This window comes from Streptomyces sp. NPDC002669 (assembly GCF_042889165.1).
In the GTDB taxonomy this organism is placed as follows: domain Bacteria; phylum Actinomycetota; class Actinomycetes; order Streptomycetales; family Streptomycetaceae; genus Streptomyces.
The window spans coordinates 278183-303458 of record NZ_JBIAQQ010000006.1 but is presented as its reverse complement, the minus strand read 5'-3'; the positions used below and the strand labels follow the sequence as shown (position 1 = coordinate 303458).

The 25276-nt window shown below is 70.0% G+C and carries 18 protein-coding genes; 11 read left to right on the top strand and 7 right to left on the bottom strand.

Annotated features, from left to right (window positions below; all coding sequences use genetic code 11):
* Nucleotides 1-186: 186 nt before the first annotated feature.
* From ACFYW1_RS12365 to ACFYW1_RS12335, 7 genes are read left to right on the top strand one after another with little or no spacing between them, the layout of a single operon-like run.
* Nucleotides 187-1848: an N-6 DNA methylase gene (locus ACFYW1_RS12365; RefSeq protein WP_388990646.1), complete on the top strand. Its 1662-nt coding sequence runs from the start codon at nucleotides 187-189 to the stop codon at nucleotides 1846-1848.
* Nucleotides 1845-3908: an N-6 DNA methylase gene (locus tag ACFYW1_RS12360; protein ID WP_388990644.1), complete on the top strand. Its 2064-nt coding sequence runs from the start codon at nucleotides 1845-1847 to the stop codon at nucleotides 3906-3908. Before ACFYW1_RS12365 ends, ACFYW1_RS12360 begins: the two co-directional genes overlap by 4 nt.
* Nucleotides 3905-4528 (top strand): restriction endonuclease subunit S, encoded by a 624-nt coding sequence (locus tag ACFYW1_RS12355; RefSeq protein ID WP_388990642.1) that lies wholly within the window; start codon nucleotides 3905-3907, stop codon nucleotides 4526-4528. The genes ACFYW1_RS12360 and ACFYW1_RS12355 overlap by 4 nt, the downstream gene beginning before the upstream one ends.
* Nucleotides 4525-5760: an AAA family ATPase gene (locus tag ACFYW1_RS12350; RefSeq protein WP_388990640.1), complete on the top strand. Its 1236-nt coding sequence runs from the start codon at nucleotides 4525-4527 to the stop codon at nucleotides 5758-5760. Before ACFYW1_RS12355 ends, ACFYW1_RS12350 begins: the two co-directional genes overlap by 4 nt.
* A gap of 11 nt (nucleotides 5761-5771) precedes the next feature.
* Nucleotides 5772-6371, top strand: coding sequence for a DUF4276 family protein (locus tag ACFYW1_RS12345; RefSeq protein ID WP_388990638.1), 600 nt, complete (start codon nucleotides 5772-5774; stop codon nucleotides 6369-6371).
* Between the two features lie 5 nt (nucleotides 6372-6376).
* Entirely contained in the window at nucleotides 6377-9568 is a 3192-nt protein-coding gene (locus ACFYW1_RS12340) for a type I restriction endonuclease subunit R (protein ID WP_388990636.1), read from the top strand.
* A 39-nt stretch (nucleotides 9569-9607) separates the two neighbouring features.
* Complete coding sequence (locus tag ACFYW1_RS12335) at nucleotides 9608-11257, top strand: serine/threonine-protein kinase (RefSeq protein ID WP_388990634.1); 1650 nt, start codon at nucleotides 9608-9610, stop codon at nucleotides 11255-11257.
* Between the two features lie 76 nt (nucleotides 11258-11333).
* Here the strand turns inward: ACFYW1_RS12335 and trxA are convergent, their stop codons facing one another.
* From trxA to ACFYW1_RS12320, 3 genes are all read right to left on the bottom strand, one after another.
* Nucleotides 11334-11678 carry a thioredoxin gene (gene trxA / locus ACFYW1_RS12330; RefSeq protein ID WP_388990632.1) on the bottom strand — a complete coding sequence of 115 codons (345 nt, stop codon included), beginning with the start codon at nucleotides 11676-11678 and terminating at the stop codon, nucleotides 11334-11336.
* Nucleotides 11679-11681: 3 nt separating this feature from the next.
* The gene (locus ACFYW1_RS12325; RefSeq protein ID WP_388990630.1) at nucleotides 11682-12086 is read right to left on the bottom strand and encodes a MerR family transcriptional regulator; all 405 of its coding nucleotides are present in this window, start codon (nucleotides 12084-12086) and stop codon (nucleotides 11682-11684) included.
* A gap of 156 nt (nucleotides 12087-12242) precedes the next feature.
* Nucleotides 12243-13601 (bottom strand): cation:dicarboxylate symporter family transporter, encoded by a 1359-nt coding sequence (locus ACFYW1_RS12320; protein ID WP_388990628.1) that lies wholly within the window; start codon nucleotides 13599-13601, stop codon nucleotides 12243-12245.
* Between the two features lie 168 nt (nucleotides 13602-13769).
* On the opposite strand from ACFYW1_RS12320, the gene ACFYW1_RS12315 reads away from it, so the two are divergent.
* Both ACFYW1_RS12315 and ACFYW1_RS12310 read left to right on the top strand, forming a co-directional pair.
* Nucleotides 13770-15500, top strand: a complete 1731-nt coding sequence (locus tag ACFYW1_RS12315) for an ATP-binding protein (protein ID WP_388990626.1) — start codon at nucleotides 13770-13772, stop codon at nucleotides 15498-15500.
* Complete coding sequence (locus ACFYW1_RS12310; RefSeq protein WP_388990623.1) at nucleotides 15497-16171, top strand: response regulator; 675 nt, start codon at nucleotides 15497-15499, stop codon at nucleotides 16169-16171. The genes ACFYW1_RS12315 and ACFYW1_RS12310 overlap by 4 nt, the downstream gene beginning before the upstream one ends.
* A 6-nt stretch (nucleotides 16172-16177) precedes the next feature.
* On the opposite strand, the gene ACFYW1_RS12305 is transcribed toward ACFYW1_RS12310, so the two are convergent.
* Nucleotides 16178-19090 carry a M48 family metallopeptidase gene (locus ACFYW1_RS12305; RefSeq protein WP_388990621.1) on the bottom strand — a complete coding sequence of 971 codons (2913 nt, stop codon included), beginning with the start codon at nucleotides 19088-19090 and terminating at the stop codon, nucleotides 16178-16180.
* 3 nt (nucleotides 19091-19093) lie between these two features.
* Nucleotides 19094-19675 carry a hypothetical protein gene (locus ACFYW1_RS12300; RefSeq protein ID WP_388990619.1) on the bottom strand — a complete coding sequence of 194 codons (582 nt, stop codon included), beginning with the start codon at nucleotides 19673-19675 and terminating at the stop codon, nucleotides 19094-19096.
* A gap of 212 nt (nucleotides 19676-19887) precedes the next feature.
* On the opposite strand from ACFYW1_RS12300, the gene ACFYW1_RS12295 reads away from it, so the two are divergent.
* Nucleotides 19888-20532 (top strand): XRE family transcriptional regulator, encoded by a 645-nt coding sequence (locus tag ACFYW1_RS12295; protein ID WP_388990793.1) that lies wholly within the window; start codon nucleotides 19888-19890, stop codon nucleotides 20530-20532.
* A gap of 92 nt (nucleotides 20533-20624) precedes the next feature.
* Here the strand turns inward: ACFYW1_RS12295 and ACFYW1_RS12290 are convergent, their stop codons facing one another.
* A complete protein-coding gene (locus ACFYW1_RS12290) occupies nucleotides 20625-21638 on the bottom strand; it encodes a helix-turn-helix domain-containing protein (RefSeq protein WP_388990617.1) in 1014 nt (337 codons plus the stop codon).
* 241 nt (nucleotides 21639-21879) lie between these two features.
* A complete protein-coding gene (locus ACFYW1_RS12285; protein ID WP_356930727.1) occupies nucleotides 21880-22905 on the bottom strand; it encodes an ATP-dependent 6-phosphofructokinase in 1026 nt (341 codons plus the stop codon).
* A 294-nt stretch (nucleotides 22906-23199) separates the two neighbouring features.
* On the opposite strand from ACFYW1_RS12285, the gene pta reads away from it, so the two are divergent.
* Nucleotides 23200-25275 carry a phosphate acetyltransferase gene (gene pta, locus ACFYW1_RS12280; protein WP_388990615.1) on the top strand — a complete coding sequence of 692 codons (2076 nt, stop codon included), beginning with the start codon at nucleotides 23200-23202 and terminating at the stop codon, nucleotides 25273-25275.
* Nucleotide 25276: the final 1 nt, after the last annotated feature.

Genomic DNA, 25276 nt, shown 5'->3' with positions numbered 1-25276 from the left:
GGGCTGGGCGAGGCGGACGCGTGAGTATCCGGGCGCACCGGGGCACCTCTCGCTTTCGTGAAATGCCCGACCACCAGAGCGGCATAGGCTCACAGCGAAACCATAAGGAGAGTGGCAGACTTTCGTTAGCACTGTCAACGCGCTCACACTTTCACCAGCTGCCTCGGTACGTGTACCCTCGGCGTCATGGAGGACGAGGAACCCGTTTCAACACCTGTCGTCACGGCGGCCCAGATCGCACGACTCGCCGGCGTAACCCGGGCCGCAGTCGCCAACTGGCGTCGGCGCCATGACAACTTCCCGGCGCCCGTCGGCGGAACAGCGGCCGGCCCGCTCTTCGCCCTTGAGGAGATCGAGATCTGGCTGGCCGACCAGCGCAAGGGGCGGGGCGTCTCGCCCGAGGTCGCCCTGTGGCAGGCGCTGCGTGCCTCATACGGCGACGACATGACTACTGCCCTTGCCGATGTCGGCGGGCACCTGCTCCGCGAGGAAAGCGCCACGCTCCCCGACAGCCTGCGCGGAGCCGTCGACCAACTGGCCGCCGAAAGAACCGCACGTCAGCTCTTCGAGGATCTGATCAGCCGCTACATCACCTCGGTCGGGCGCAGTGGAGCGCAGGCCCTGTCGTCCCCGCGGCTCATCCGCGCTTTCGCTCACTTCGCAGGCCCGGTCACAGGGCTCGTACACGACCCTGCATGTGGTATCGGATCGCTTCTGTTCGCGGTCGCCGGAGCCGAGGCTTCCTCCCGGACAGGGCAGGAAATCAGCACCGGTCTGCTGCATCTGGCCCAGCTGAGAGCACGCCTCGCCGGTGGCAACGAGGCCCGGCTCGAAGCGGGCGACTCCCTCCGCGAGGACCGGTACTCCGGACTGCGTGCGCAGCTCGTCGTCTGCGAACCACCTCTGGGCCAGACGGACTGGGGCCGAGAGGAACTACTGATCGACCCCCGCTGGGAGCTCGGCGCCCCACCCCGTGCCGAGGGTGACCTCGCCTGGCTTCAGCACTGCTATTCCCACACAGCGCCGGGGGGCCGTACCCTCATCGCCCTCGCACCGTCCGCCGCGTACCGCAGGAGCGGGCGCCGGATCCGTACGGAACTCGTACGCCGGGGCGCTCTCGCCTCGATCGTGGCCCTGCCTGCGGGGATGGCGACCAGCCACAACCAGCCGCTCCTGCTGTGGGAGCTCCGCCGCCCCTCCTCGGCGGAGGAGGCGGCCCCGTCCGTACGCATGATCGACCTCACGGCGAACGATCCGGACGGCCCTCTGGAGCCGACTGCCGGACAGGTCGCGCACGTGCCGTTGATCGACCTCCTGCGCGAGGAAGTGGACCTCAGCCCGTCCGCGTACGTGACTGCGGCCCGGCCCGAGTATCCGGCCGAGTATCTGGCGCTGCGCGCAGAGCTTGAGCAACAGCTGCGCGAACTGGCCGAGCTGCTTCCGAGCCTGCCCCCAGGGCCGGGAGTCGGCTCGCTAGACGATTTCGCGGCAGTGGAGGTCGGGGATCTCGTGCAGGCCGGGTTGGTGAGCACGGAGGAGAACGAGGCCGTCTCCACGAGCGATCAGCTCGACACGGACTACCTGCGCGGGTTCCTTCGCAGCGCGAGCAACACCCGCCGCAACACCTCGACAACGGGTACCCACCGAGTGGATCTCCGAGGTGCCCAGCTCCCGCAGATGGAGATAGAACAGCAACGCTGCTACGGGACCGCGTTCCGGGACCTGGGCGAGTTCGAGCGAAGACTCAAGGAAGTTGCCAAGATGGGCGACCGGGCCGCCCGCCTGGCCTACGACGGACTGACCAACGGCGCCCTGGCGCCGGACATATCGCGAGAAGGTACCGAGTGAGCAACACCAATCAGGAACGTGCCGACTTCATCTGGTCGGTGGCCGATCTGCTGCGCGGCGACTACAAGCGCTCGGAGTACGCCAAGGTCATTCTGCCGCTCACGGTGCTGCGCCGCTTCGACTGCGTGATGGAGGAGAAGGGAACCCGTCAGGCAGTACGGGACCGGAACGCCTCGTACACCGGAGACCGCAAGGACGCGGTCCTTCTCGTCACTTCCGGCCTGCCCTTCTATAACACGTCGAAGCAGAGCCTCAAGACCGTCGGCAGCGACGACAAAAGGGTCTACGAGAACCTCAAGGACTACATCAGCGGCTTCTCTCCTGCCATCACCGAGATCATCGACCGGTACGACTTCCACATCCAGCAGGACCGGCTTCAGGAAGCCGGACTGCTGTACCAGGTGATCCAGAAGTTCGCGGGCATCGACCTGAGCCCGAAGAGGGTCACCAACCACGACATGGGGTACATCTTCGAGGAACTGATCCGCAAGTTCGCGGACGCCTCGAACGAGACGGCCGGTGAGCACTTCACCCCGCGTGAAGTGGTCAAGCTGATGGTCGAGCTGCTGCTGGGACCCGACGATGCGCTGATCCGGCGCCCCGGCCAGGTCATCGACATCCTGGACCCGGCATGCGGCACGGGCGGCATGCTCGCGGCGGCCGAGGAACACATCAAGGAAATCAAGCCGGGTGCCCGGGTCAATCTCTACGGGCAGGAGATCAACGCCGAGTCGTACGCGATCTGCCGCTCCGACATGCTCCTCAAGGGACACACCCCTGACAACATCCGGCTCGGCAACACCTTCGTACGCGACTGGCACGAGGACCGTCACTTCAACTACATGCTGGCCAACCCGCCCTTCGGCGTGGAGTGGAAGAAGGCGGAGAAGGCCGTCAAGGACGAGTACGAGCTCGGCTTCAACGGAAGGTTCGGGGCGGGGCTGCCCCGCATCAACGACGGCTCCTTCCTCTTCCTCCAGCACATGCTCCACAAGATGGCCCCGCTGAAGAAGGACGAGAACGGGCAGGAGATCGGCGGGTCACGCATCGCCATCGTCTTCAACGGCTCGCCCCTCTTCACCGGAGGCGCCGGTTCCGGCGAGTCGGAGATCCGCCGATGGATCCTGGAGCGCGACTATCTGGAGGCCATCGTCGGCCTGCCGGACCAGCTCTTCTACAACACAGGCATCTCCACGTACTTCTGGATCCTGAGCAACCGCAAGCCCAAGCACCGCGAAGGCAAGGTCGTGATGATCGACGCACGCGGTGAGTGGGTGAAGCGGCGGAAGTCCCTCGGCGAGAAGCGCAAGGAGATCTCCGACGAGCAGATCGGCGGCATCAGCGCGATGTACCGCGACGCCGAGCAGATCGCCGCGGACCCTGCACACCCGGACCACGCCAAGGTGAAGATCCTCCGCAACGAGGAGTACGGATACCGCCGCATCACGGTGGACCGCCCTCTGAAACTCCGCTTCGAGATCTCGGAGGACACACTGGCCGAGCTTGCCGCGTCCGCATCGCTCCAGAAGGTGCTGGGCGACAAGTCGACGGATGCGGAGGAAGTGGCTCGCCGGCAGGCGGAGTTCGTGGCTGCGCTCAAACCGCTGATCGGACAGGTGTGGTCGAAGAAGGCCGACGCCAGGGACGCCCTGCATGCGGCCGTCGCGTCGGCCGGCCTGATCTGGCCGTCGAGTGCGGCATTCCAGAAGGCGCTGTGGGGCGCGGTGGGCGTGCGGGACCCGGAAGGCGAGGTCCAGTACACGAAGGGCAAGCAGCCCGAGCATGACCCGGACCTGCGCGACGCGGAGAACGTGCCGATGGGCCAGGACATCGACGAGTACATGGCGGAGGAAGTCACGCGGCACGTCGAGGACGCATGGGTTGCAGAATTGAAGAACCCGAAGACGAAGCTGACCGAGCGGTACAAGGTGGGCTACGAGATTCCGTTCACGCGGCACTTCTACGTGTACGAGCCGCCGCGGCCGTTGGCGGAGATCGATGCGGAGCTGAAGTCACTTGAGGCGGAGATTCAGGCGCTGCTGGGAGAGGTAACCAAATGAATGAATACGTTTCCCTGAAGCGGATCGCGCAGATCCGATACGGATTGGGGCAACCTCCCCCCCTCTCCGAACATGGCATTCCGATTTTGCGAGCAACGAATATCACCCGAGGGAAGATTACCGAACGCGGCCTCCTCCACGCCAAACTCGAAGATCTTCCACTCGACAGAGCACCTCTGCTCGACGAGGGAGAGATCCTCGTTGTACGGAGTGGGGCCTACACAGGTGATTCAGCCCGAATTACCAGCAAGTGGGCGGGAAGCGCCCCAGGATACGACCTTCGCGTAACACCTCGGTCCGTTGATTCCCAATACCTGGCGCATGCTTTCTTGAGCACTGGATTCCAAGACCAGATCAATCTGGCGAGCTCTCGCGCAGCCCAGCCTCACCTCAACGCCGAGGAACTGGGTGAGGTGGAGTTGTGGGTTCCGCCACTGCAAGAGCAGCTCCGCATCACTGCCTTCCTCGACGCCGAAACTGCCCGCATCGATCAGCTCAACTCGTTGCACAGGCAAGTGCTTGCCAAACTCGCCGAGCGCCGCCAGTCCCTCATCACCGCCGCCGTAACCGGCCAGATCGACGTGAGCACCGCCAGCGGTCGAGGTATCGATCCCACATGACAGACACTGCGCCCCCCGCCACCCCCTTCATCACCCGCGTCCGCATCGAGAACTACAAGTCCATCGCCCACTGCGACGTGCAGCTCGGCCCCTTCACCGTTCTGCTCGGGCTGAACGCCGCAGGCAAGTCGAACTTCCTCGACGCCCTGCGGTTCGTCCGCGACGCCGTGAGCCGGGGTCTTCCCGAGGCGGTCGGTGAGCGTGGCGGGCTGGTGGATGTCCTGCGGCGGGTTCCGGAGGCTGCCGAGGCGTGCACCATCGCCCTGGAGTTCCACGTTCCGGAACACTCCACCGAAACCGTCCTGACCGGACGCTACGAGATCACCTTCGGGTACGCCCCCGACTCGGAGGAGAGCTACGTCGAAGCATGGGTCCAGCGCGAGTGCTGCGAGATCGGCCCGGCCGACAGCCCCCTCGCCCGGTTCCAGGTGGAGAACAGGGACGTCTTCCAGATGGAGAACGGGGACATCGAGAAGCCCACGGCAGGGCGTACGGGCAGGGTGCGGCCGGGCGAGTTGTATCTGCCGCTCGTGAGTGCCAGCGGCGAGACCTACGGGCGCCTGCGTGACGCCCTCTCCGGCATGTTCTTCTACGAGCCCGAGCTCTGCGCGCTCCGCGACGCCAGACCTGCTGTCCGGTCGGGCGTGCTCGCTGAGGACGGTGGCCACCTCGGCGGCGTGCTGGGGCTGCTCGACCCCGTAGTGCGTGAGCGTGTCTCCGCGTACTCGGGGGCGATCGTGCCGCAGCTGACGCAGGTCAGCCCGTCCACCGAGGACGGCGACTACATCGCGGCCAAGATGACGTTGTCCGTCGGCCCCCGTGCCCGGCCCATGGAATTCCGGGCGGAATCCATGTCCGAGGGAACCATCCGGGCCATCGGCCTCCTGGCGGCGCTCTTCCAGCCTGCGGCTCGCGACGGGCGGCTGCCGCTCGTGGCCGTGGAGGAGCCGGAGCTCGCCCTCCATCCCAGCGCTGCGGGAGCTCTGTTCGATGCACTGACCGAGGCGAGCCTGCATACCCAGATCCTCGCGACGAGCCAGAGTTCCGAACTCTTCGACCGCAAGGAAGCAGACCTCGACGCCATTCGCGTGGTCGTCGTACAGGACGGTGTCACGGCCGTGGGCCCCGTGGATGACGTCAGCCGACGGATCGTCCGCGATGGTCTGGCCACGGTCGGCGACCTGTTGCGCTCCGATCAGATGGTTCCGCAGCCGCCACGAACGGAGAACTGAGTATGGGGCGGATGACCATCGCCTCCATCGTGGAGGGTGAGGGAGAGCTTTCGGCGCTACCGACCCTCCTGCGACGGCTGGCGCACGAAGCCGGGGTATGGGATGCGAACATTCCCAAGCCCTACCGGGTGGGACGCGGCCGCCTGATCAAACAGGGCGGGCCCGAAGCATCGGTCGATGCTCTGGCCGACCGCGTCCCGGCGGACGGCGCGGGCGGCGTCCTCGTCGTGCTGGACGCGGACGACGACTGCCCGACGGCCCTGGGACCGTCACTGCTGGAGCGGGCGACCGCTGCCCGCCCCGATCGGCGTACGGCCGTGGTTCTGGCCCAGCGCGAGTTCGAGGCGTGGTTCATCGCTGCCGCACCCACGCTGGGCGGCTGCCGGGGCCTGCCGCACGGACTCGAAGTGCCCGAGGACTGCGAAGCCCCTCGCGATTGCAAGGGGTGGCTCACCCACCATCGTGTGGATGGTCGGCCGTACAAACCAGTCGTCGACCAGGCCGCACTCGCCGAGGTCTTCGACATCGCGATGGCGCGTGCCAATTCATCCTCGTTCGACAAGTTCTGCCGTGACGTCCACTACCTCATGACCGGGAAGCGAGGGGTCTGACCTCCATGGTGCGCAACGACACCGAGGAAGCCTTCGAGAACGCAGTGGAGGCCGGGCTTCTGGCTCACGGCTGGCGCAAAAGCCCGGCCAAGGGGTACAAGCGCGATATCGGCATCGACACCGACGAACTCGCCGGCTTCCTCCGCGCCTCGCAGAAGGACGCCTGGCTGCGGTTGCAGGCCGAGTACGGAGAGAACGAGGCCGCAGCCACCCAGCGGTTCGCCAAGCGTGTGGCGGAGCAGATCGACAAGCGTGGCGCACTGGACGTGCTCCGGCGCGGTGTGAACGACCGCAACGTGAAAATTCGGCTCGTCTTCTTCCGGCCCGCTCACACCCTCGCAGCCGGGGCACTGGACCAGTACGACGCCAACCGTCTCACCGTTGTCCGACAGTTCCACTACTCCGCGAAGACGCCGGACAAATCCGTGGATCTCGCGCTCTTCGTCAACGGCATTCCCATCGCTTCCATCGAGCTGAAGAACCACTTCACCGGGCCCAACGTCGAGCACGCCATCCGGCAGTACCGTAAAGACCGCGACCCGAAGGAGATTTTCTTCGCCAAGCGGACCCTCGTCCACTTCGCGGTCGATCCGCAGCTGGCGTTTCTGACCACTCGCCTGGCCGGTTCGAAGACCCGTTTCCTGCCCTTCAACACCGGCACCGGCGGCCCTGGCACAACCGGTGGTGCGGGCAACCCGCCGACGGCGGTGGACGGGGCGTACCCCGTCTCGTACCTCTGGGAGCAGATCTGGCAGCGCGACAACTGGCTGGAGCTCCTTGAGCGCTACCTGCATATCGAGGACGAACAGGCGAAGGCCGGCAAGTCACCGTCCCACCGCCCCGGCAGCGCGCACACCCAGCCCTTGATCTTCCCGCGGTTCCATCAGTGGCACGCCGTGCGGGAGCTCACCGCGCACGCGGTGCTGAACGGCGCCGGGGAGAACTATCTCGTCCAGCATTCAGCCGGCTCCGGGAAGTCCAACACCATCGCCTGGCTCGCACATCGTCTCTCCTCCCTGCACACCCCGGAGGACCCGTCCCGGATCGGAACGGTCGCACGGGAGAAGGGAATGGAGACGAACCAGCCAGTCTTCGACAAGGTCGTCGTAATCACCGACCGTCGGGTACTGGACAAACAACTCCAGGACACCATCTATCAGTTCACGCATACCCCTGGCGTCGTCGTGCGGGTCGACGAGGACTCCGCGCAGCTCGCCGAGGCGCTGACCGGCACCACCGCGCGCATCGTCATCACCACCCTGCAGAAGTTCCCGTTCGTCCTGAAAAAAGTCGGCGGGCTCGGCGAGCTCCGGTATGCGGTGATCATCGACGAGGCGCACTCGTCCCAAGGCGGCGACGGTTCGGCCGCGCTCAAGAAGGCGCTCGGCGCCAACACGGTCGACGCGGACGGCGATCCCCTGACCGCTGAAGCTCTCGCCCGTGGCAAGCAGCCGAACATGTCCTTCTTCGCGTTCACCGCCACACCCAAGTCCAAGACTCTGCAACTCTTCGGAACGCCGGACCCGGCCACCGGTCAGCCCGGCCCATTCCATGTGTACTCCATGCGCCAGGCCATCGACGAGGGCTTCATCCTCGATGTACTGGGCACCTACACGACCTGGGGCACCTACTTCAAGCTGCACAACGACGCGGCCGAACAAGTCGAACAGCAGGTGGACCCGCGCAAGGCTCGTTCCAAACTCGTTCGTACGGCGCTGCTGTCCGAAGCCTCGATGGCCCAACGGGCAAAAATCATGGTGGACCACTTCCGCTCGCACAGCGCCGACAAGCTGGGCGGGCGGGCAAAGGCCATGGTCGTCACACCCAGCCGCGAACACGCGGTCCGGCTCTACCAGGAGATCCGCAAATACGTGGACGAGCGCCGGGCCACGGACTGCTCGGCACTGGTCGCGTTCTCCGGAGCACTCACGCGCGACGGCGTCGAGTACACCGAGTCGAAGCTCAACGGCTTCCCAGAGAAGGAACTGCCGGGCCGCTTCGGGTACGTACGCGTCGACGACCCGAACCCGCCGTCCGTCCCCAGGCCCGAGTACCGCATCCTCGTTGTCGCGGAGAAGTACCAGACAGGCTTCGACCAGCCGCTCCTGACGACCATGTACGTCGACAAGCCGCTCGCCAACGTGGCTGCCGTGCAGACACTCTCGCGCATCAACCGCACGCATCCGGAGAAGTCCCAGGAGGATCTGTTCGTACTGGACTTCGCCAACAAGCCCGAAGTGATCCTCGATGCGTTCCAGAAGTACTACGAGACGTCGCTGACCGAAGAGATCGACCCCAACCTGCTGTTCGACCGGCAGGACGAGGTCATGGCGTACCAGTTGCTGGTGGAAGCCGACATGGAAGCGCTCGTCAAGGCGTACTTCGGCGCATTCGACGAGGGCAGGGCCTCCGAGGACCGTGTGAAGAAGGCCCACGCCCGGCTCTACCAGTACACCGACCGGTCAGTTGATCGCTTCAACAAGCTCGCGGCGAACGAGCCGGACAAGGCTGAGGAGTTCCGGCGCGCCCTGCAGTCGTATGTCAAGGCATACGGCTGGCTTTCACACATCATCGGCTTCGAGAACCGTGAACTCGAACGGCTCTTCCAGTACGGCCGCTTCCTGCTGCGGCGGCTGCCGCGTCCGGACGGAACCGCAGCCGCCGACATAGGCGAGACCGTGCCAAGCCATATGCGAGTCAAGCAGACCGGCTCACCCGAGCTGAGGCTGGATGTCGTCGGCGCCCAGGTGCTGCCGGGACTTCCGGAGGCGGCGGGCGCGGCAGTCGAGGTTGCGGAGAAGTCTCTCGCCGAGGTCATCCAGTCCATCAATGACGAGTTGGGAGCGGAGCTGTCCACCACGGACCAGATCCTTCTCGGTCAGCTGGTGGTCTCGATCGCCGAGAACCCGGACATGCAGGAGATCGGTCTCCACCAGGACGAGGAGACGTACGGGCGCGAACTGGCCAAGGAGATGGATGACTTCGTCATCAAGCAGGCCCAGTCGAACGACGCTCTGATGGTGCGCTACTTCGACGAGGACCCGGTGAACCGCTTGTTCAGGCAGGTCGCGACCGCTCAGTCCTACAACCTGATCCGCCGACCGGCTCGACGTGAGGCAGACCGGTTGGCCACTGCCGAACGGGCGGCGGAGCTGAAGAAGAGCGGAACTCGACGGGCGGAACCCTTCACCCCGTAATCTGCACGGAGGGTCAGCACATCACCACGAGGGAGAGGCGTGCCACATGGGGGCTCGGGACCGGAGCAGGGCGCAGCAGAACAAGGCAGGGCGCTCGCGGGACGGTACCGCCTGCACGCCCCCATCGGGTCCGGAGGCATGGGCGAGGTGTGGCATGCCTATGACGAGAGTCTTGACCGTCGCGTCGCGGTCAAGATGATGCTGGCCGAGCAGCCGTCCCCGTACGTCGCCGCCGTCCAGAACGCGGCCCACCACGAAGCGTTGGAGACCCGGCGGCGGCGCTTCCTCCGTGAGGTGCGTACGACCGCCGGGCTGCACGAGCATCCGGGCCTTCCGGCGGTCTATGACACCGGGCTCGACGAGGCAACCGGGCGACTCTATGTGGTGATGCAACTGTTGAAGGGGCGTGAGGTACAGACCCTCATCGATGAGACGGACTACGACTACGAGCCCCTGCCCGTGGCTTGGGCTGCGGCCATCGGGGCGCAGATCGCCTCTGCCCTGCACGAGGTCCACCGCCACGACGTGGTGCACCGCGACATCAAGCCGGCGAATCTCATGCTCACGCCGGGCGGGGTGGTGAAGGTCCTCGACTTCGGTGTCGCGGCACTCCTCGGTTCCGGGGCGAATCCCCATCTGACGCAGGAGGGCATGACCGTAGGAACGCCGGCTTTCATGTCTCCCGAACAGAGCCTGGCGAATGCGGTCGGTCCGGCTGCGGACGTCTACGCGCTCGCCTGTGTGCTGTACCAACTACTCACCGGCCGCACTCCGTTCACTGCATCCGCCGATCAGTCCCTCGCTTGGCACCATGTGCACACGCAGCCCCCGCCGATCAGGGGAGCTCGGTCCGATGTGCCGACGGACATCGAACAACTTCTGCTCCGTATGCTGCACAAGGACTCCGAGCAACGTGTGTCCGCTGCGGCTGTCTACGAGGCGTTGCTGCCCCTGGCAAGCCAGGGGGCCCCTCTCGGGACCCCGCGCCTGCTGACGGCTGATGGTCTGGAACTCGATCCATGCACGCCTTTTACCCAGCCGTTCGGAGGGTCGGTACGTCATGGTTCCGGCGGGTTCCTGGGCTACGTGCCGACGGTGCTCGATGTTCCTGTGGAGGCGGTCCCCTCTCTCCCGCCGCTGACCGACGCAGAGGCCGAGCAGGCAACGGAGCGTGCGGAGGAGCTGGCTCTGCAGAAGCAGTTCACGCAGGCCGCGGATGTCCTGGTCGCCGCCTCCGCCAGAGCCGAGGACGACAGGTTGGTGGGATACCTGAACCTGTCCCTCGCGCACGTGAAATTCCTCGCTGGAGCACACCGGGAAGCTCTCGGTCTCTTCGAAGAGGCTGCGAACGAAATCGGCCGACGATTCGGCGCTGACGACGCAGAAGCACAGCAGTGCCGCTTCTTCGCAGCCCAGTGCCGTATGGAGCTCGGAGAAGCCTCCGCCGCCGTAGCCGCTTTCGACGCCTACGTGCAGCAGGCCCCTGACGAGCACGACAAGATGGCCGTCGACCGCTACCTGGAAGCGCTCGCACACATCATGCGTCTGGAGGCCGGGGCGGAGCGCTTCCCCCAGGCACGCACCGCTGCGATCAGGCTGCGGGAAGCGACCAGCCGGTATCGCGGACCGGACGCACTCGGACTCATCGAGATCGACGGCTTCATCGAGCGCCTGAAACGGTTCGAGTAGGCAAGGGCCATAACGGGCGCCCGAGAACGGCCGCTACGGCCGCACTCCGCCCATCGCGATTCGAGCAGACGCCGCCTCACGCCGCCTCGAAGACCTCCTCCAGTTCCTGGAGCAGCTTGCGCTTCGGGCGGGCGCCCACCATCGACTTCACGGGTTCGCCGTCGCGGAAGACCATCAGGGTCGGCATCGACAGCACCGCGTACCGGCTCGCGGTCCCCGGGTTGTGGTCGGCGTCGATCTGGACGATCTTGAGGCGCCCGGCCTGCTCGGCGGCGACGGCGGCCAGCACGGGGGCGAGTTGGCGGCACGGGCCGCACCAGTCGGCGGTGAACTCGACCAGGACGGGGAGACCGGCCCCGAGCACCTCCTCGTCGAAGGTGGTGTCGGTGATCTCGGCGACACCCTCTGCCGTGTGGATCATCTGTCATCCTCCCAGTTCACAACGTGGTTCCGGACCGCCGGGCAGCGCCGCCCCGGCCTCCAGCTCGGCTCTGGCGAGCTGTGCGCCCACCTGGGCGCGGACCGTCCGGAGCTGCTCGATGAGCGCGTCGAGCTCGTCGAGCTTGCGCCGGTAGACGGCGAGCGAGGCGGGGCAGGCGTCACCGGCCGGGTGACCGGCGCGCAGGCACTCGACGAACGGCCGGGTCTCCTCCAGCTCGAACCCGAAGTCCTGGAGGGTCCGGATCTGCTGGACCATGCGCAGGTCGTCCTCGTCGTACGCGCGGTAGCCGTTGTCGGCCCGCCGCGCGGGCAGCAGGCCGCGGGACTCGTAGTAGCGCAGCGTCCGCGTGGTCGTTCCGGCCCGTTCGGCCAGTTCCCCGATTCGCATGTCCTCGACCGTAGACCTTGACGCGGACGTCAAGGCAAAGGGCTGGAGAGTGAGTACGAGGGGCCGTCGCGGGTGTGTCCGCGACGGCCCCTCGCCGTTGTGTTCCGGGCTGTGTTCCGGTGCGCCGGCGCCCGTGTCCCCCGTGTGCCCCTGTGCCTACGCCTTCGTCACGGCGAGTTCCTCGTCGCCGGCGCGCTGCTCCGGGACGTCCGCCGCCTCGCCGTCCTGGTTGAGCATCCGCTCGTCCCAGGGGAGCGCGCCGGACAGGACCCGGTCGACCCGCTCCTTGTCGATCTCCTTGGTCCAGGTGCCGACCAGGACGGTGGCCACGGCGTTGCCCGCGAAGTTCGTCAGGGCGCGGGCCTCGCTCATGAAGCGGTCGATGCCGACGATCAGGCCGACGCCGTCGACCAGGCCGGGGCGGTGCGACTGGAGGCCGCCCGCGAGGGTGGCCAGGCCCGCGCCGGTGACCCCGGCCGCGCCCTTGGAGGCGACGATCATGAAGAGCAGCAGGGAGATCTGCTCACCGGCGCTCAGCGGGTCGCCCATCGCGTTGGCGATGAAGAGCGAGGACATCGTGAGGTAGATCGCGGTGCCGTCGAGGTTGAAGGAGTAGCCGGTCGGCACGGTGATGCCGACGACCGGCCGGCTGACGCCCAGGTGCTCCATCTTCGCGATGAGCCGCGGCAGGGCGGACTCCGAGGAGGAGGTGGAGAGGATCAGCAGGAACTCACGGCCCAGGTACTTCAGCAGGGCGAGCAGGTTGACCCCGGCGACCAGGCGCAGGATCGTGCCGAGCACCACGAAGACGAAGATCGCGCAGGTGATGTAGAAGCCGACCATGATGATCGCGAGCGACTTCAGTGCGTCGATGCCGGTCTCGCCGACCACCGCGGCCATCGCGCCGAACGCGCCGACCGGGGCCGCCCACATGATCATGGCGAGGATGCGGAAGACCAGGCGCTGGATGTGGCCGATGCCGCGCAGCACCGGTTCGCCCGCCGCGCCCATGGCCTGGAGCGCGAAGCCCGCGAGCAGTGCGATCAGCAGGGTCTGGAGCACCTCGCCCTCGGTGAAGGCGGAGACCATCGTGGTCGGGATGATGCCGAGCAGGAAGTCCACGGTGGACTCACTGGCGCCCGCCGCCTGCTTCTCCCCTGCGGCCCGTGCCGCCTCGGTGAGGTGCAGGCCCTGGCCGGGCTCCAGGAGGTTGCCGACGAGCAGGCCGATGGCGAGCGCGACGGTCGACATCACCAGGAAGTAGCCGAGGGCGAGACCGCCGACCGCGCCGACCTTGGCCGCCTTGCGCACCGAGCCGACGCCCAGCACGATCGTGCAGAAGATGATGGGCGAGATCATCATCTTGATCAGGTTCACGAAGCCGGTGCCGATCGGCTTGAGCTCGACGGCGACACCCGGGGCGACGAAGCCCACGAGGATGCCGAGCCCGACCGCCGCGATCACGGCGAGATACAGATAGTGCGTGCGGTCCCGCCTGGCGGCTGCCACTCCCACGGGGGTTCTCCTCGGCTCGTCCGGGTCACTCCCCCGTCCCTGGGGGCGCAAGGGCCTGCCCGGCGCGTCCGGCCGGAAAAACCCTTGGTGAATATCTCGCTCCCTGTGACCCCGGTCACCGTTGCGTGCATTTCGTTCACGTGTTTCCGGCCGGGCACACTGGTGGTCATGCGTCTGCCCCGTACCCGTCCCCGCAGCCTGGCCGGCCAGCTCTTCGCCATGCAGGTGGTGCTGGTGGCCGCCGTGGTGGCGGGGTGCGCGTTCTTCGCCTACGTCTCCGGCAGCGAGCAGGCGGAGGAGACCGCGGCCCGGCAGGTGCGGGCGGCCGCGCTGGCGATCGCCGGTTCGCCGTCCGTGCGGGAGGCGATCGCCGGCCCCGATCCGTCGGCCGTGCTCCAGCCGTACGCGGAGCGGGTGCGCAAGGACACCGGGATCGCCTTCGTCACGATCATGTCCCCGGACCGGGTCCGCTGGACGCATCCGGACACCGAGCGGATCGGGGAGGAGTTCCTCGGGCACACCGCGCGGGCGCTGCGCGGCGAGACGTTCTCGGAGACGTACACCGGCACGCTCGGCCCCTCGATCCGGGTCGTCACGCCGGTCCGCGACGGCGGCCGGATCGTCGGTCTGGTCAGTGCGGGCATCACGGTCGAGCGGGTCTCCTCGCAGGTGCGGGAGCAGCTCGGGGCGCTGGGGCTGGCGGCGGGCGGGGCGCTGGCGCTCGGCGGCATCGGCACCTATGTGATCAACGCCCGGCTGCGGCGGCACACGCACGGCATGAACGCCGCCGAGCTGAGCCGCCTGCACGACTACCACCAGGCCACGCTGCACGCGGTGCGCGAGGGGCTGCTGATGCTCGACGGGCGGCGCAGGATCGCGCTCATCAACGACGCGGGCCGGGAGCTGCTGGGGCTGGAGCCGGGCGCGGTCGGGCGCCGGGTCGACGAGCTGGAGCTGCCGGCGCCGCTGACCGGTGCGCTGCTCGCCTCCGAGGAGCGGGTCGACGAGCTGCATCTGACGGCGGACCGGGTGATCGTGGTCAACACCCGCCCGGTGGTGGGCGGCGAGCAGCGCGGCACCGTCGTGACCCTGCGCGACCACACGGAACTCCAGGCGCTCTCGGGCGAGCTGGACTCGGAGCGGGGCTTCACCCAGGCGTTGCGCTCGCAGGCGCACGAGGCGGCGAACCGGCTGCACACCGTCGTCTCGCTGATCGAGCTGGGCCGGGCCGACGAGGCGGTGGGCTTCGCCACCGCCGAGCTGGAGCTGGCCCAGGCGCTCACCGACCGGGTGGTGGGCGCGGTCGCCGAACCGGTGCTGGCCGCGCTGCTGCTCGGCAAGGCGGCGCAGGCCAACGAACGGGGCGTGGAACTGGTGCTCGCGGAGGACAGCCTGATCGACGACGGTTCCCTGCCCCCGGCCCTGGCGCACCGGGACCTGGTGACGATCCTCGGCAATCTGATCGACAACGCGGTGGACGCGGCCTCGGAGGCGGCGGCCGGTGCGCCGGGGTCCGGGCCCGGCCGGCGGGAAGCGGCCGGACGGCCGGGCGGCCGGGCCCGGGTCACCGTCACCGCGCTCGCCGGGGAGGACGGGCTGCTGCTGCGGGTCGCCGACACCGGGGCCGGGATCGACCCGGACGCCGCCGCGGAGGTGTTCGCCCGCGGCTGGTCGACGCACGGCGCGGGCCGGGGCATCGGGCTCGCCCTCGTCCGGCAGGCGGTGCACCGCAACGGCGGGTCGGTGACGCTGGACCGCGGGGCGGACGGCGGCGCGGAGTTCACGGTACGACTGCCCCCGGCCGCCGCACCCGTCCGGGCTTCGGCTTCGGGGCCCGTACCCGCCCCGGCACCGGCGCCCGAGGCCGCGCCCGTCACCGGGAAGAGGGTCCTCTCGTGATCCGGGTGCTGGTCGTCGAGGACGATCCCGTCGCGGCCGACGCCCATCGGCTGTACGTGGACCGGGTGCCGGGGTTCGAGGTGGCGGCCGTCGCGCACTCGCGGGCCCAGGCGGCGCGGGCGCTGGAGCGCACCCCGGTCGATCTGCTGCTGCTGGACCTGTACCTGCCCGACGGCCACGGCCTGCAACTGCTGCGCTCGCTGCGCGCGGCCGGGCACTCGGCCGACGTCATCGCGGTGACGTCGGCGCGCGATCTGGCCGTCGTCCGGGAGGGGGTCTCGCTCGGTGTCGTCCAGTACGTGCTGAAGCCGTTCACCTTCGCCACCCTGCGCGACCGGCTCGTGCGCTACGCCGAGTTCCGGGCGGCGGCCGGGGAGGCGAGCGGCCAGGACGAGGTGGACCGGGCGCTCGGCGTCCTGCGCGCACCTCAGCCGGCCCGGCTGCCGAAGGGGTTGAGCGGTCCGACGCTGGAGGCCGTCACCCGCGCCCTGCGGTCCGCGCCGGACGGCGTGACGGCGGCGGCGGCCGGTGAGGCGCTGGGGATCTCACGGATCACCGCACGCCGTTATCTGGAACACCTGGTGACGGCGGGGCGGGCGGTGCGCAGTCCCCAGTACGGCCAGATCGGGCGCCCGGAGCTGCACTACCGCTGGGTGGCCGAGAACCGCTGACGGCGGTCACCGGCCGGCCGCGCGCCGGATCTCCGCGGTGCGGGCGTCGATCGCGTCGGCCCTCCGGTAGGCCGTGTTGGCCTTCTGGAACGTGGTGCCGATGGCGGCGCCCGCCTGCTTGTAGCGGGCGGCCCTCAGGTGGCCCAGGGCCGTGCGGCAGTCGAGGGTGGAGTTGGCCGCGTCGAGGACGAAGCGCTGCCAGAGGAGCTGTCCGCGCGCCTCCGGGAAGCCGAAGTACCTACTGGCATCGACGGCGGTGCGCCCGATGCTCTCGCAGACCGGGCGGAGCCGGAACAGGTAGGAGGGCGGTTCCTTGCGTCGGACGAAGGTCCGTCCGATCGCGAGGAGCCTGCCCCGGTCCCGGCGGAACCGGTCCAGGAGTTCCTTGCCGCCGATCTCGTTCCAGGCGTCGGCCTGCCGGGCCCTGGTCGACGGGGTGGCGGTCCCGGTGCCGACCCGGGGCGACACCTGCCGGAACTCGTCCTGGACGGCGCGGTAGTCGGTGACCTTTCCCGGCATCCGGTCCTGCCGGTACGCCGCCTCGGCCCCGGAGGCGGCCAGCGCCACGACGCACAGCGCCACGAGCGGACCCCGGCGGACGGCTGACGGGCCGTCGCGCCGCGGACCGGCGGCCCGGCGCGGTCGCCGCCGGAGCGCGGGAACGCGGCGCATCGCCGACACCGCCGCGGCCACCGCGACGGCGGCGACGGTGACGGTCATCAGCGCGAAGTCCAGGGTGATGTGCAGATCGAGCCAGAACGTCAGCCGGGCGGGCTGCCAGGCGCAGGAGGAGGGTTCCAGGAGGCGCAGCCCGCCGACGCAGCCGTCGGACAGGAGCAGCACCAGCACCCCGGCCACCCCCACCAGGGCCGCGGTGTGGGCCGCGATCAGCGTGACGAGCAGACGGTGGCGGCGGGCGCGTACGGAGACGATCGCGGCGGCCGTCACCGCCGCCGCAACCAGGGCGAGGTACGTCCACGCGAGGAAGAGCAGCGCCGGAAGGCTGCCTGCCCGGGTGGCCGCCCCCGACGCCCCCGTGCCGGGCAGCACCAGCACGGTCACCACTGCGGCGCAGGCGGCCAGGCCGCAGGACAGTCCGGTCAGCAGCGCGCCGCGCAGCCGGGGCGGGCGGTGCGCGGGCGGCTCCGTCGCGCCCTCGATGTCGGCGGCGGCGGTACGCGTCCACGGCGTGGCGGCGGGGGCCCGCCCCGGTATCCAGGCCGCCAGCGGCACGAGCCACAGCCCGGCGACGGCGACGGCGGAGAGCGGCAGCGCGTTGGTGTTGAGGACCAGGGGGAAGACGACGCCGATCCCGGAGAGCATCGTGGCATGATCGGCGGCCGGTCCGGGGTACAGCTGCTCCAGCCGCTGCCGCATCCCCTCGGCCTCGTACCACCAGCCGGTCGCGAGCGGCGCGCCGCTGCCGTACCACCACCCGAACCACTGGGCCAGCGCCAGTCCGCCCGCCACCAGGCTCACCACCAGGGCGACCCGGATCGTCCGTCCCCGCCAGGCCGTGACCCAGAGCCGGGCCACCTGCGCGGTCCACCAGGTGAAGGCGGGGCCGCCGAGCAGGAAGAGCAGGAGCAGCGCGTTCCGGCTGGGGAAGAACTGCTCGATCGTGCCCTGTCCGCAGAGCAGGGTGCCCACCGCCATCCCGGCCCCCAGCCACAGCCCGGCCCGGAGCCCGGAGGGCGGGCGGCGGCCGGTCAGCACCGCGTGGATCACCGCTCGCCACAGCGTGACGCCGACCACCCCGGCGACCAGGCCCGCCGCGGCCAGGGCCACCGCCTGCGCGGTCGGCGCGGCGGACAGCTCCAGGTACGGCCGCAGGGCCAGCGACAGCTGGGAGTTGATCAGGACGGTGGCGGCCCCGGTGAGGAACATGGGCAGCGCCGGGACCGCGTACACCGGCCCGGAGTCGGTCAGCGCGCCCCGGCGGAGTTCCCACCGCGGGTGGGTGCGCCACAGCGCGGCGAAGGAGGCGAGCCGGCGGCGCGGCCCGCCCCCGGGGGCGGGCACCTCGGTGACGTGCCAGCCGCCGGAGTCCGCGCCCCAGCGCACCGCGGCGCGGTCGGCGTGGATCTCCCGGCTGCGCAGGACGTCCGAGCGCGCCAGGTACATCAGCGCCACCAGGGCGAGGAACTGGATGACGCTGCGCACCGGCACCGCCCACAGGGAGTCGCCCGAGCGGGTCTGGTGGTACAGGTACATGCCGATGCCCACCAGGTAGGGCGGCGCGACCAGGAACAGGAAGACCCGCCACAGCGCGACCGTCGCGTAGGTGAGGGTCACGTCCCCGTTGCGGATGTGGGCGAACTCGTGCAGCAGCACCGCCTTGAACGCCCCCGGGTCCCGGGCCCGGAGGGCGAGCAGCCCCCCGTACAGGCAGAGCACCGGACGGCGGTTGCGGCCGAAGACCACGGCGCCGACGGAGAGCACCGAGGGGTCGACCACGACGCGCGGCAGCCGCTCCAGCCCGGCCCGCGCGGCGACCTCCGCCAGGTCGTCGCGGACCGCGTGGCCCCCGTCGACCGCCGACAGCTCCACCACCCGCCCGCGCCGCGCCTTCCACACCGGCAGCCAGAGGAAGAGCGCGACGGCCACCAGGGCCAGGAGTCCCAGCCACAGCAGGGGGACCCACCACGACGGCGGCCGGGCGTGCGCGAGCTGGCAGTTCCGGTACGCGACCCACTGGCTGGAGCGCGTGATCAGCAGCTCCAGGTCGGACATGTGCTCGGCGTCCACGCCCGCCGCGAGGTCGCACTTGTACGACTCGGCCCCCGAGAACCACCAGAAGGCCATGTACAGCAGCATCAGGCCGCTGGTCACCAGCACCAGCACGGCCAGCAGCACGAACCGCATGGTCGTGCCCGCGCCGACCGGCCCTCCCACCGGCCGGGCCGGTGCGCCCGTCACCCGCTACTCCCGCGGGCGGTCGCCGCCGTCGGGCGGGGCGCCGTCGGCTCCACCGTCCGCCGAACCGTCCCCGTCCGCCTCCGGCTCCGGTTCCGGTCGTGCCGGGCGGAGCATCAGCCGGGCCAGCACCGCGTCCGCGAGGATCTCGGCACGCTCCCGCTCGAAGCCGCGCCCGGTGGCCGCCTCCCGCACCTGCCGGTGGACCTCGGCGAGCTGGTCGGACGTCAGCGGCGGGACGGTCGCCTCGGCGCCCGGCCGTCGCCGCATCCGGCCCAGCAGCGAGCGGACCCCGGCGGTCACCCCGCCCGCGGCGGCGCTCCCGAGCTGCTGTGCCGTCTGGTCCACCACCAGCCACACCACCGGCGTGGCGATCACCGCGATCTCACCGAGGCCGAAACCGAGCGGTTCGCGGCGGCCTCCGCGTCTCCCGAGCAGCCGCACGACGGCCGCGTCGTCGAACCGGGCCAGCCCCTCGACGACGGGTGACTCCTCCGGAGCCACCTCGGCCACCACGTCACGCACCACGTCGCGCACCCGTACCGTGCCGTGCGCCGACGCGTCAGAACTCGTTCCGATCCCCCGCATGTCTTCAGTCTCGCCCGGCCGGTGAAACCGCGAAGAGGCGTATTCCGGCCGAGGTTCTCCCGGAAAGGAATCCTCTAGGAGGTTCCTATGATTCATGGATATCGGTGGAACACACCGTAGTCATGCCACTTCTTGACTCCTACGGTGGGGCCGTGCACCCCTCACCCCCCTTCGACGCCCCCGCCGCCCGCCGGCTCCGCGAGGCCCTGGGAATGCTGCCGGGCCATGTCGCGTACGGGCTCGGCGCCCAGTACGGACTGCGGGTCGCCACCGAAACCGTGATCGCCTGGGAGCGGGGCACCGCCGTGCCGAGCGAGTACGAACTCACGGCGCTGGCCGGAGTGTTGTGGTGCTCCCCGGGCGAACTGCTCACCGGGGCCCGCACCCTGCGGGAGCACCGGATGGCCAAGGGTCTGGACCCGGCGGAGTTCGCCCGGCTGCTGGGGCTGACCGGGGACGCGTACCGGCGGATGGAGGAGTCCGGGCGCTGGCGCGGCAACGACCGGCAGTCGGCGCTGCTCAACAAGGTGCTGGGGCTGACCGCCGCCGGGTTCGTGACGGTGTCCGGCCGGGACGAGGAGCTGACCGGGCTGCTGCGCGACGCGGTGACGACGCGCTGGCAGGCCCGGGTCCGGCCGGTGGCGAAACTGGTGCCGCTGGAGCGCGGGGCGGTCCAGGACGTGCTGGAGCAACTGCACGCCGACTACCAGGCGTTGATGGTCCCGACGCTGAGCTGGAGCGGTACGGGCACGGGTGCGGAGCGGGCCGGGACGACGGGTGAGGCGGGGCGGGACTTCCTGTCCGGGGTCCTGGAGCGGTTCTGGCGGACGGCCGGGGTGCACGGGCCGCACGTCTGAAGCCCGCTCCGGCCGGCCGCCCGCCACCGCTCCCGCGACCGGTCCGGAGCCGGTCGGCCCGGCAACGGACCGGGTACCGGCCCGGACCGTTCTCAGCCGTCCGTCCTCGGGGCCACCGGGTCGAAGGAGAACAGGCTCTTCCGCTCCCCCGCGCAGTTCGTCTGCACCAGCTCGGCGCCGCGCTCCTTGCTGTACTTCTCGGCACCGACGCACAGACGGGTGTGGACGGGGCGGATCCGGTAGCCCTCGACGGGGCTGCCCGCGGGCTCGATCCGGAACTGCTCCGCCTCGTCGCGCTTGCCGCACTCCTGGTCCTGGAGCGGGGCCCCGTTCTCCCGCACCCCGTTCCAGATCCCGGTGCAGCCCGGACCGTAGACCGGGTGGTCGGTGGCGATCCGCCAGACGTCCCCGCCCAGCGGCTGGAGGGAGAAGCCGGGGATCGTCTCCTCCTCGCACGGCACCTGGTGCAGCTTCCCGGACTCGGTCCCCCGTTCCTCGGAGAGGCAGAACCCGGAGTGCACGGACCGTATCTGCACCGTCCGCCCCGCCACGGGCCCGGTCGCCCGGCGGGCGTCCGGGCCGTCGTCGTCCCGTCCGAGCAGGACGACGGTCGTCGCGACGGCGGCGGCGAGCACGACCGCCCAGAGCACCGCCGCCAGGACGAGGGGGACCCTCCGGCGGCGGGCGGGGTCCGGACCGGCGGGCGGGGCGGACGGCGGCTGTGCCGGCCCGTCCGCGGGATCGCCCCCGACTGCCCCGGCCGCCCCGCCGCCCTCCACCCGGTCGCCGCTCCCGTTCCCGGCCGCCGCGCTCCGCCGCCCGTGCACGGCGAGTTCCTTGCGCACCGCGAGCCAGTCCCCGACCTCCGCGGGTCCGCATCCGCAGGCCCGTACGAACGCGGCGAGGAGTTCCTCGCGCGGGACCGAGGTGCGCCCGAGCATGTTGGCGATCGTGGACCTCGGCAGGACGTCCCCGACGGCGTCGGCACGCTGGCTCAGTTCGCGGAAGGTCAGCCCCGACTCGTCCTTGAGCGTCCGCAGAAGGGCGACGAACTCGTCCGCGCTCCGCGCCTCCCGGGGATCCGGAGCTCTGCCCTCGACCACCATGCTTCTGTGCCCCTCCCCTGGAATCCGTGTCCGGACAGCGTTGGGACATGTCCCGGACAGGGACAAGCCTTGTTGATCCGGGTCCCGGGCTCAAGAGTTGATTCCGGCACCGGGGCGGTCCGGCACCGGTGCCTCCGTACGGCCACGTGGCCGTGGGAACGGCGAGCGGCCCTGACCGTTCACGGGGGGACAGTCAGGGCCGCCGGGTGCCGGGGGGCGACGGCGTCGTCGCGCGGGTGGGTCAGAAGACCGATTCCGCCTCGTCCATCCGGTCCTTGGGAACCGTCTTGAGCTGGGTGATGGCGTCGGCGAGCGGAACCATCCGGATGTCGTTGCCGCGCAGCGCCGTCATCCGCCCGAAGTCGCCGCGGTGGGCCGCCTCCACCGCGTGCCAGCCGAAGCGGGTGGCGAGCACCCGGTCGTACGCGGTCGGCGTGCCACCGCGCTGGACATGGCCGAGAATGACCGGTCGGGCCTCCTTGCCGAGCCGGGTCTCCAGCTCGATGGCCAGCCGGTTGCCGATGCCCTGGAAGCGCTCGTGGCCGTACTGGTCGATCTCGCCCTTCGCGTACGGCATGGAGCCCTCGGCCGGGTGCGCGCCCTCGGCGACGCAGATGACCGCGAACTTCTTGCCGCGCGCGAAGCGTTCCTCGACCATCTTGACCAGGTCGTCGACCTCGAAGCGGCGCTCGGGGAGGCAGATGCCGTGCGCGCCGCCGGCCATGCCGGACTCCAGCGCGATCCAGCCCGCGTGGCGGCCCATCACCTCGACGACCATGACCCGCTGGTGCGATTCGGCGGTGGTCTTGAGACGGTCTATGGCCTCGGTCGCGACGCCCACCGCGGTGTCGAAGCCGAAGGTGCGGTCGGTGGCGGAGATGTCGTTGTCGATGGTCTTGGGCACGCCGACGACGGGCATCCCGGCGTCCGACAGCATCCGGGCGGCGGTCAGGGTGCCCTCGCCGCCGATCGGGATGAGGGCGTCCATGCCGTAACGGCGGCTCAGCTCGGCGCAGTTCTCGGCGGCCTCGCGCAGCCGGTCGCGCTCCAGCCGGGCCGAGCCGAGGATGGTGCCGCCGCGGGCGAGGATGCCGCTGACCGCGTTGAGGTCGAGGGGGCGGAAGTGGCCGTCGAGGAGGCCCTTGAACCCGTCCTCGAAGCCGATGACCTCATCTCCGTGCCCCACCACGGCGCGGTGGACGACCGACCGGATCACTGCGTTCAGCCCTGGGCAGTCGCCGCCTGCGGTGAGAACTCCGATACGCATCGTGCTGTGTCTCCTGCTCGTTCGTGCCGGGCGCCTGGGGTCGGTCGCCGACGTTCCCCGTACCGTGGCCACGGCAATTGTTCCACGCTGGTACGGACCTGGCGCTCCCGGCGGGCCGGGGACGCCCGCACGGGTGCTCCGACGGTGCGCCGGGCCGTGCCGACGACGGGGCCCGTCGGAGCCTTTCCCGGCCCTGTGACGGGGCCGTTCGCCCGGCGGGCGGCGCCTCGCCCCCCACGGGTATCGTCAACATGTCAATACCATCCCAAACCGCAATCGGACGGGAGAGCACGCGTGACGCGCAGCGTGTACGTGACCGGGATCGACCGGGGAGACGGCCGCCAGGTCGTCGATCTGGGAGTCATGGAACTCCTGACGCGTCAGGTGGACCGGGTCGGGGTGTTCCGGCCCCTCGTCCACGACGGGCCCGATCGGCTGTTCGAACTGCTGCGGGCCCGTTACCGGCTCTCCCAGGACCCCGGTTCGGCCTACGGCCTGGACTACCACGAGGCGTCCGCGCTCCAGGCGGAGCAGGGCACCGACGAGCTGGTGGCCCGGCTCGTCGAAAGGTTTCACCAGGTCGCCCGGAAGTACGAGGTCGTGCTGGTGCTCGGCACCGACTTCGCCGAGACCCAGCTCCCCGACGAGCTGGCGCTCAACGCCCGCCTGGCCAACGAGTTCGGCGCCTCGGTGGTCGTGGTGGTCGGCGGGAAGGGCCAGGACGCCCGGTCCGTGCGGGCCGAGGCCCGCAACGCCCACCGCGCCTACGCCGGGCTGGGCTGCGACGTCATCGCGATGGTCGTGAACCGGGTGGCGTCCGAGGACCGCGACGCCATCGCGGACCGGCTGACGGCCCGGCTGCCCGTCCTCTGTTCGGTCCTGCCCGACGATCCGGCGCTCTCCGCGCCGACCGTCGCCCAGATCACCGCGGCGCTGGACGGCACGGTGCTGCTCGGTGACGACTCCGGCCTGGCCAGGGACGCGCTGGACTTCGTCTTCGGCGGCGCGATGCTGCCGAACATGCTGAACGCGCTGACGCCGGGCTGCCTGGTGGTCACCCCCGGGGACCGGGCGGACCTGGTGGTCGGCTCGCTGGCCGCGCACAGCGCCGGGACGCCGCCCATAGCCGGTGTGCTGCTGACCCTGGACGAGCGTCCCGGCGAGGAGATACTCAAGCTGGCCGCGCGACTCGCACCGGGCACCCCGGTCGTGTCGGTGGCCGGCGGCTCCTTCCCCACCGCGGCCAGGCTCTTCGCCCTGGAGGGCAAGCTGAACGCGGCGACGCCCCGCAAGGCGGAGACCGCGCTGGGCCTGTTCGAACGCCATGTGGACACCGGCGCCCTGCTGGAGCGGATCTCGGTGGCCCGCAGCGACCGCGTCACCCCGATGATGTTCGAGCACGAACTGCTGGAGCAGGCCCGCGCCGACCGGCGCCGGGTGGTGCTGCCGGAGGGCACCGAGGAACGGGTGCTGCGCGCCGCCGACGTGCTGATGCGCCGCGACGTCTGCGACCTCACCCTGCTCGGCGACCCGGACCTCATCCGCAAGAAGGCGGCCGACCTCGGCATCGACCTCGCCGAGACCCGGATCGTCGACCCGCAGACCTCCGAACTGCGCCAGGCGTTCGCCGAGCGGTACGCGCAACTGCGGGCGCACCGCGGGGTCACGGTGGAGCTGGCGTACGACGTCGTCGCGGACGTCAACTACTTCGGCACCCTGATGGTCCAGGAGGGCCTGGCGGACGGCATGGTCTCCGGCGCCGTGCACTCCACCGCGGCGACGATCCGCCCGGCGTTCGAGATCATCAAGACCAAGAAGGAGGGCGCCTCGATCGTCTCCTCCGTCTTCTTCATGTGCCTGGCCGACAAGGTGCTGGTGTACGGCGACTGCGCGGTCAATCCGGACCCGGACGCGGAGCAGCTCGCCGACATCGCGGTGCAGTCGGCCGCCACCGCCGCCCGCTTCGGCGTGGAGCCGCGGATCGCGATGCTGTCGTACTCGACGGGCACCTCCGGTTCGGGTGCCGACGTCGACAAGGTGCGCGCGGCCACGGACCGGGTCCGGGCGGGCCGGCCGGACCTCAGGATCGAGGGCCCGATCCAGTACGACGCCGCGGTGGAGCCGAGCGTCGCCGCGACGAAGCTGCCCGGTTCCGAGGTGGCGGGGCAGGCGACGGTGCTGATCTTCCCGGACCTGAACACCGGCAACAACACCTACAAGGCCGTGCAGCGTTCGGCGGGCGCGGTGGCCGTCGGACCGGTCCTCCAGGGGCTACGGAAGCCCGTCAACGACCTGTCCCGCGGCGCGCTCGTCCAGGACATCGTCAACACCGTGGCCATCACGGCGATCCAGGCGCAGGGCGAGGAGTGAA

Bases quoted from the DNA above. Each gene is read 5' to 3' on its own strand.
- ACFYW1_RS12365 (WP_388990646.1), top strand. From the start codon at position 187: ATGGAGGACGAGGAACCCGTTTCAACACCTGTCGTCACGGCGGCCCAG.
- ACFYW1_RS12355 (WP_388990642.1), top strand. From the start codon at position 3,905: ATGAATGAATACGTTTCCCTGAAGCGGATCGCGCAGATCCGATACGGA.
- ACFYW1_RS12350 (WP_388990640.1), top strand. From the start codon at position 4,525: ATGACAGACACTGCGCCCCCCGCCACCCCCTTCATCACCCGCGTCCGC.
- ACFYW1_RS12345 (WP_388990638.1), top strand. From the start codon at position 5,772: ATGACCATCGCCTCCATCGTGGAGGGTGAGGGAGAGCTTTCGGCGCTA.
- ACFYW1_RS12340 (WP_388990636.1), top strand. From the start codon at position 6,377: ATGGTGCGCAACGACACCGAGGAAGCCTTCGAGAACGCAGTGGAGGCC.
- trxA (WP_388990632.1), bottom strand. From the start codon at position 11,678: ATGATCCACACGGCAGAGGGTGTCGCCGAGATCACCGACACCACCTTC.
- ACFYW1_RS12325 (WP_388990630.1), bottom strand. From the start codon at position 12,086: ATGCGAATCGGGGAACTGGCCGAACGGGCCGGAACGACCACGCGGACG.
- ACFYW1_RS12315 (WP_388990626.1), top strand. From the start codon at position 13,770: ATGCGTCTGCCCCGTACCCGTCCCCGCAGCCTGGCCGGCCAGCTCTTC.
- ACFYW1_RS12300 (WP_388990619.1), bottom strand. From the start codon at position 19,675: ATGCGGGGGATCGGAACGAGTTCTGACGCGTCGGCGCACGGCACGGTA.
- ACFYW1_RS12295 (WP_388990793.1), top strand. From the start codon at position 19,888: ATGCTGCCGGGCCATGTCGCGTACGGGCTCGGCGCCCAGTACGGACTG.
- ACFYW1_RS12290 (WP_388990617.1), bottom strand. From the start codon at position 21,638: ATGGTGGTCGAGGGCAGAGCTCCGGATCCCCGGGAGGCGCGGAGCGCG.
- ACFYW1_RS12285 (WP_356930727.1), bottom strand. From the start codon at position 22,905: ATGCGTATCGGAGTTCTCACCGCAGGCGGCGACTGCCCAGGGCTGAAC.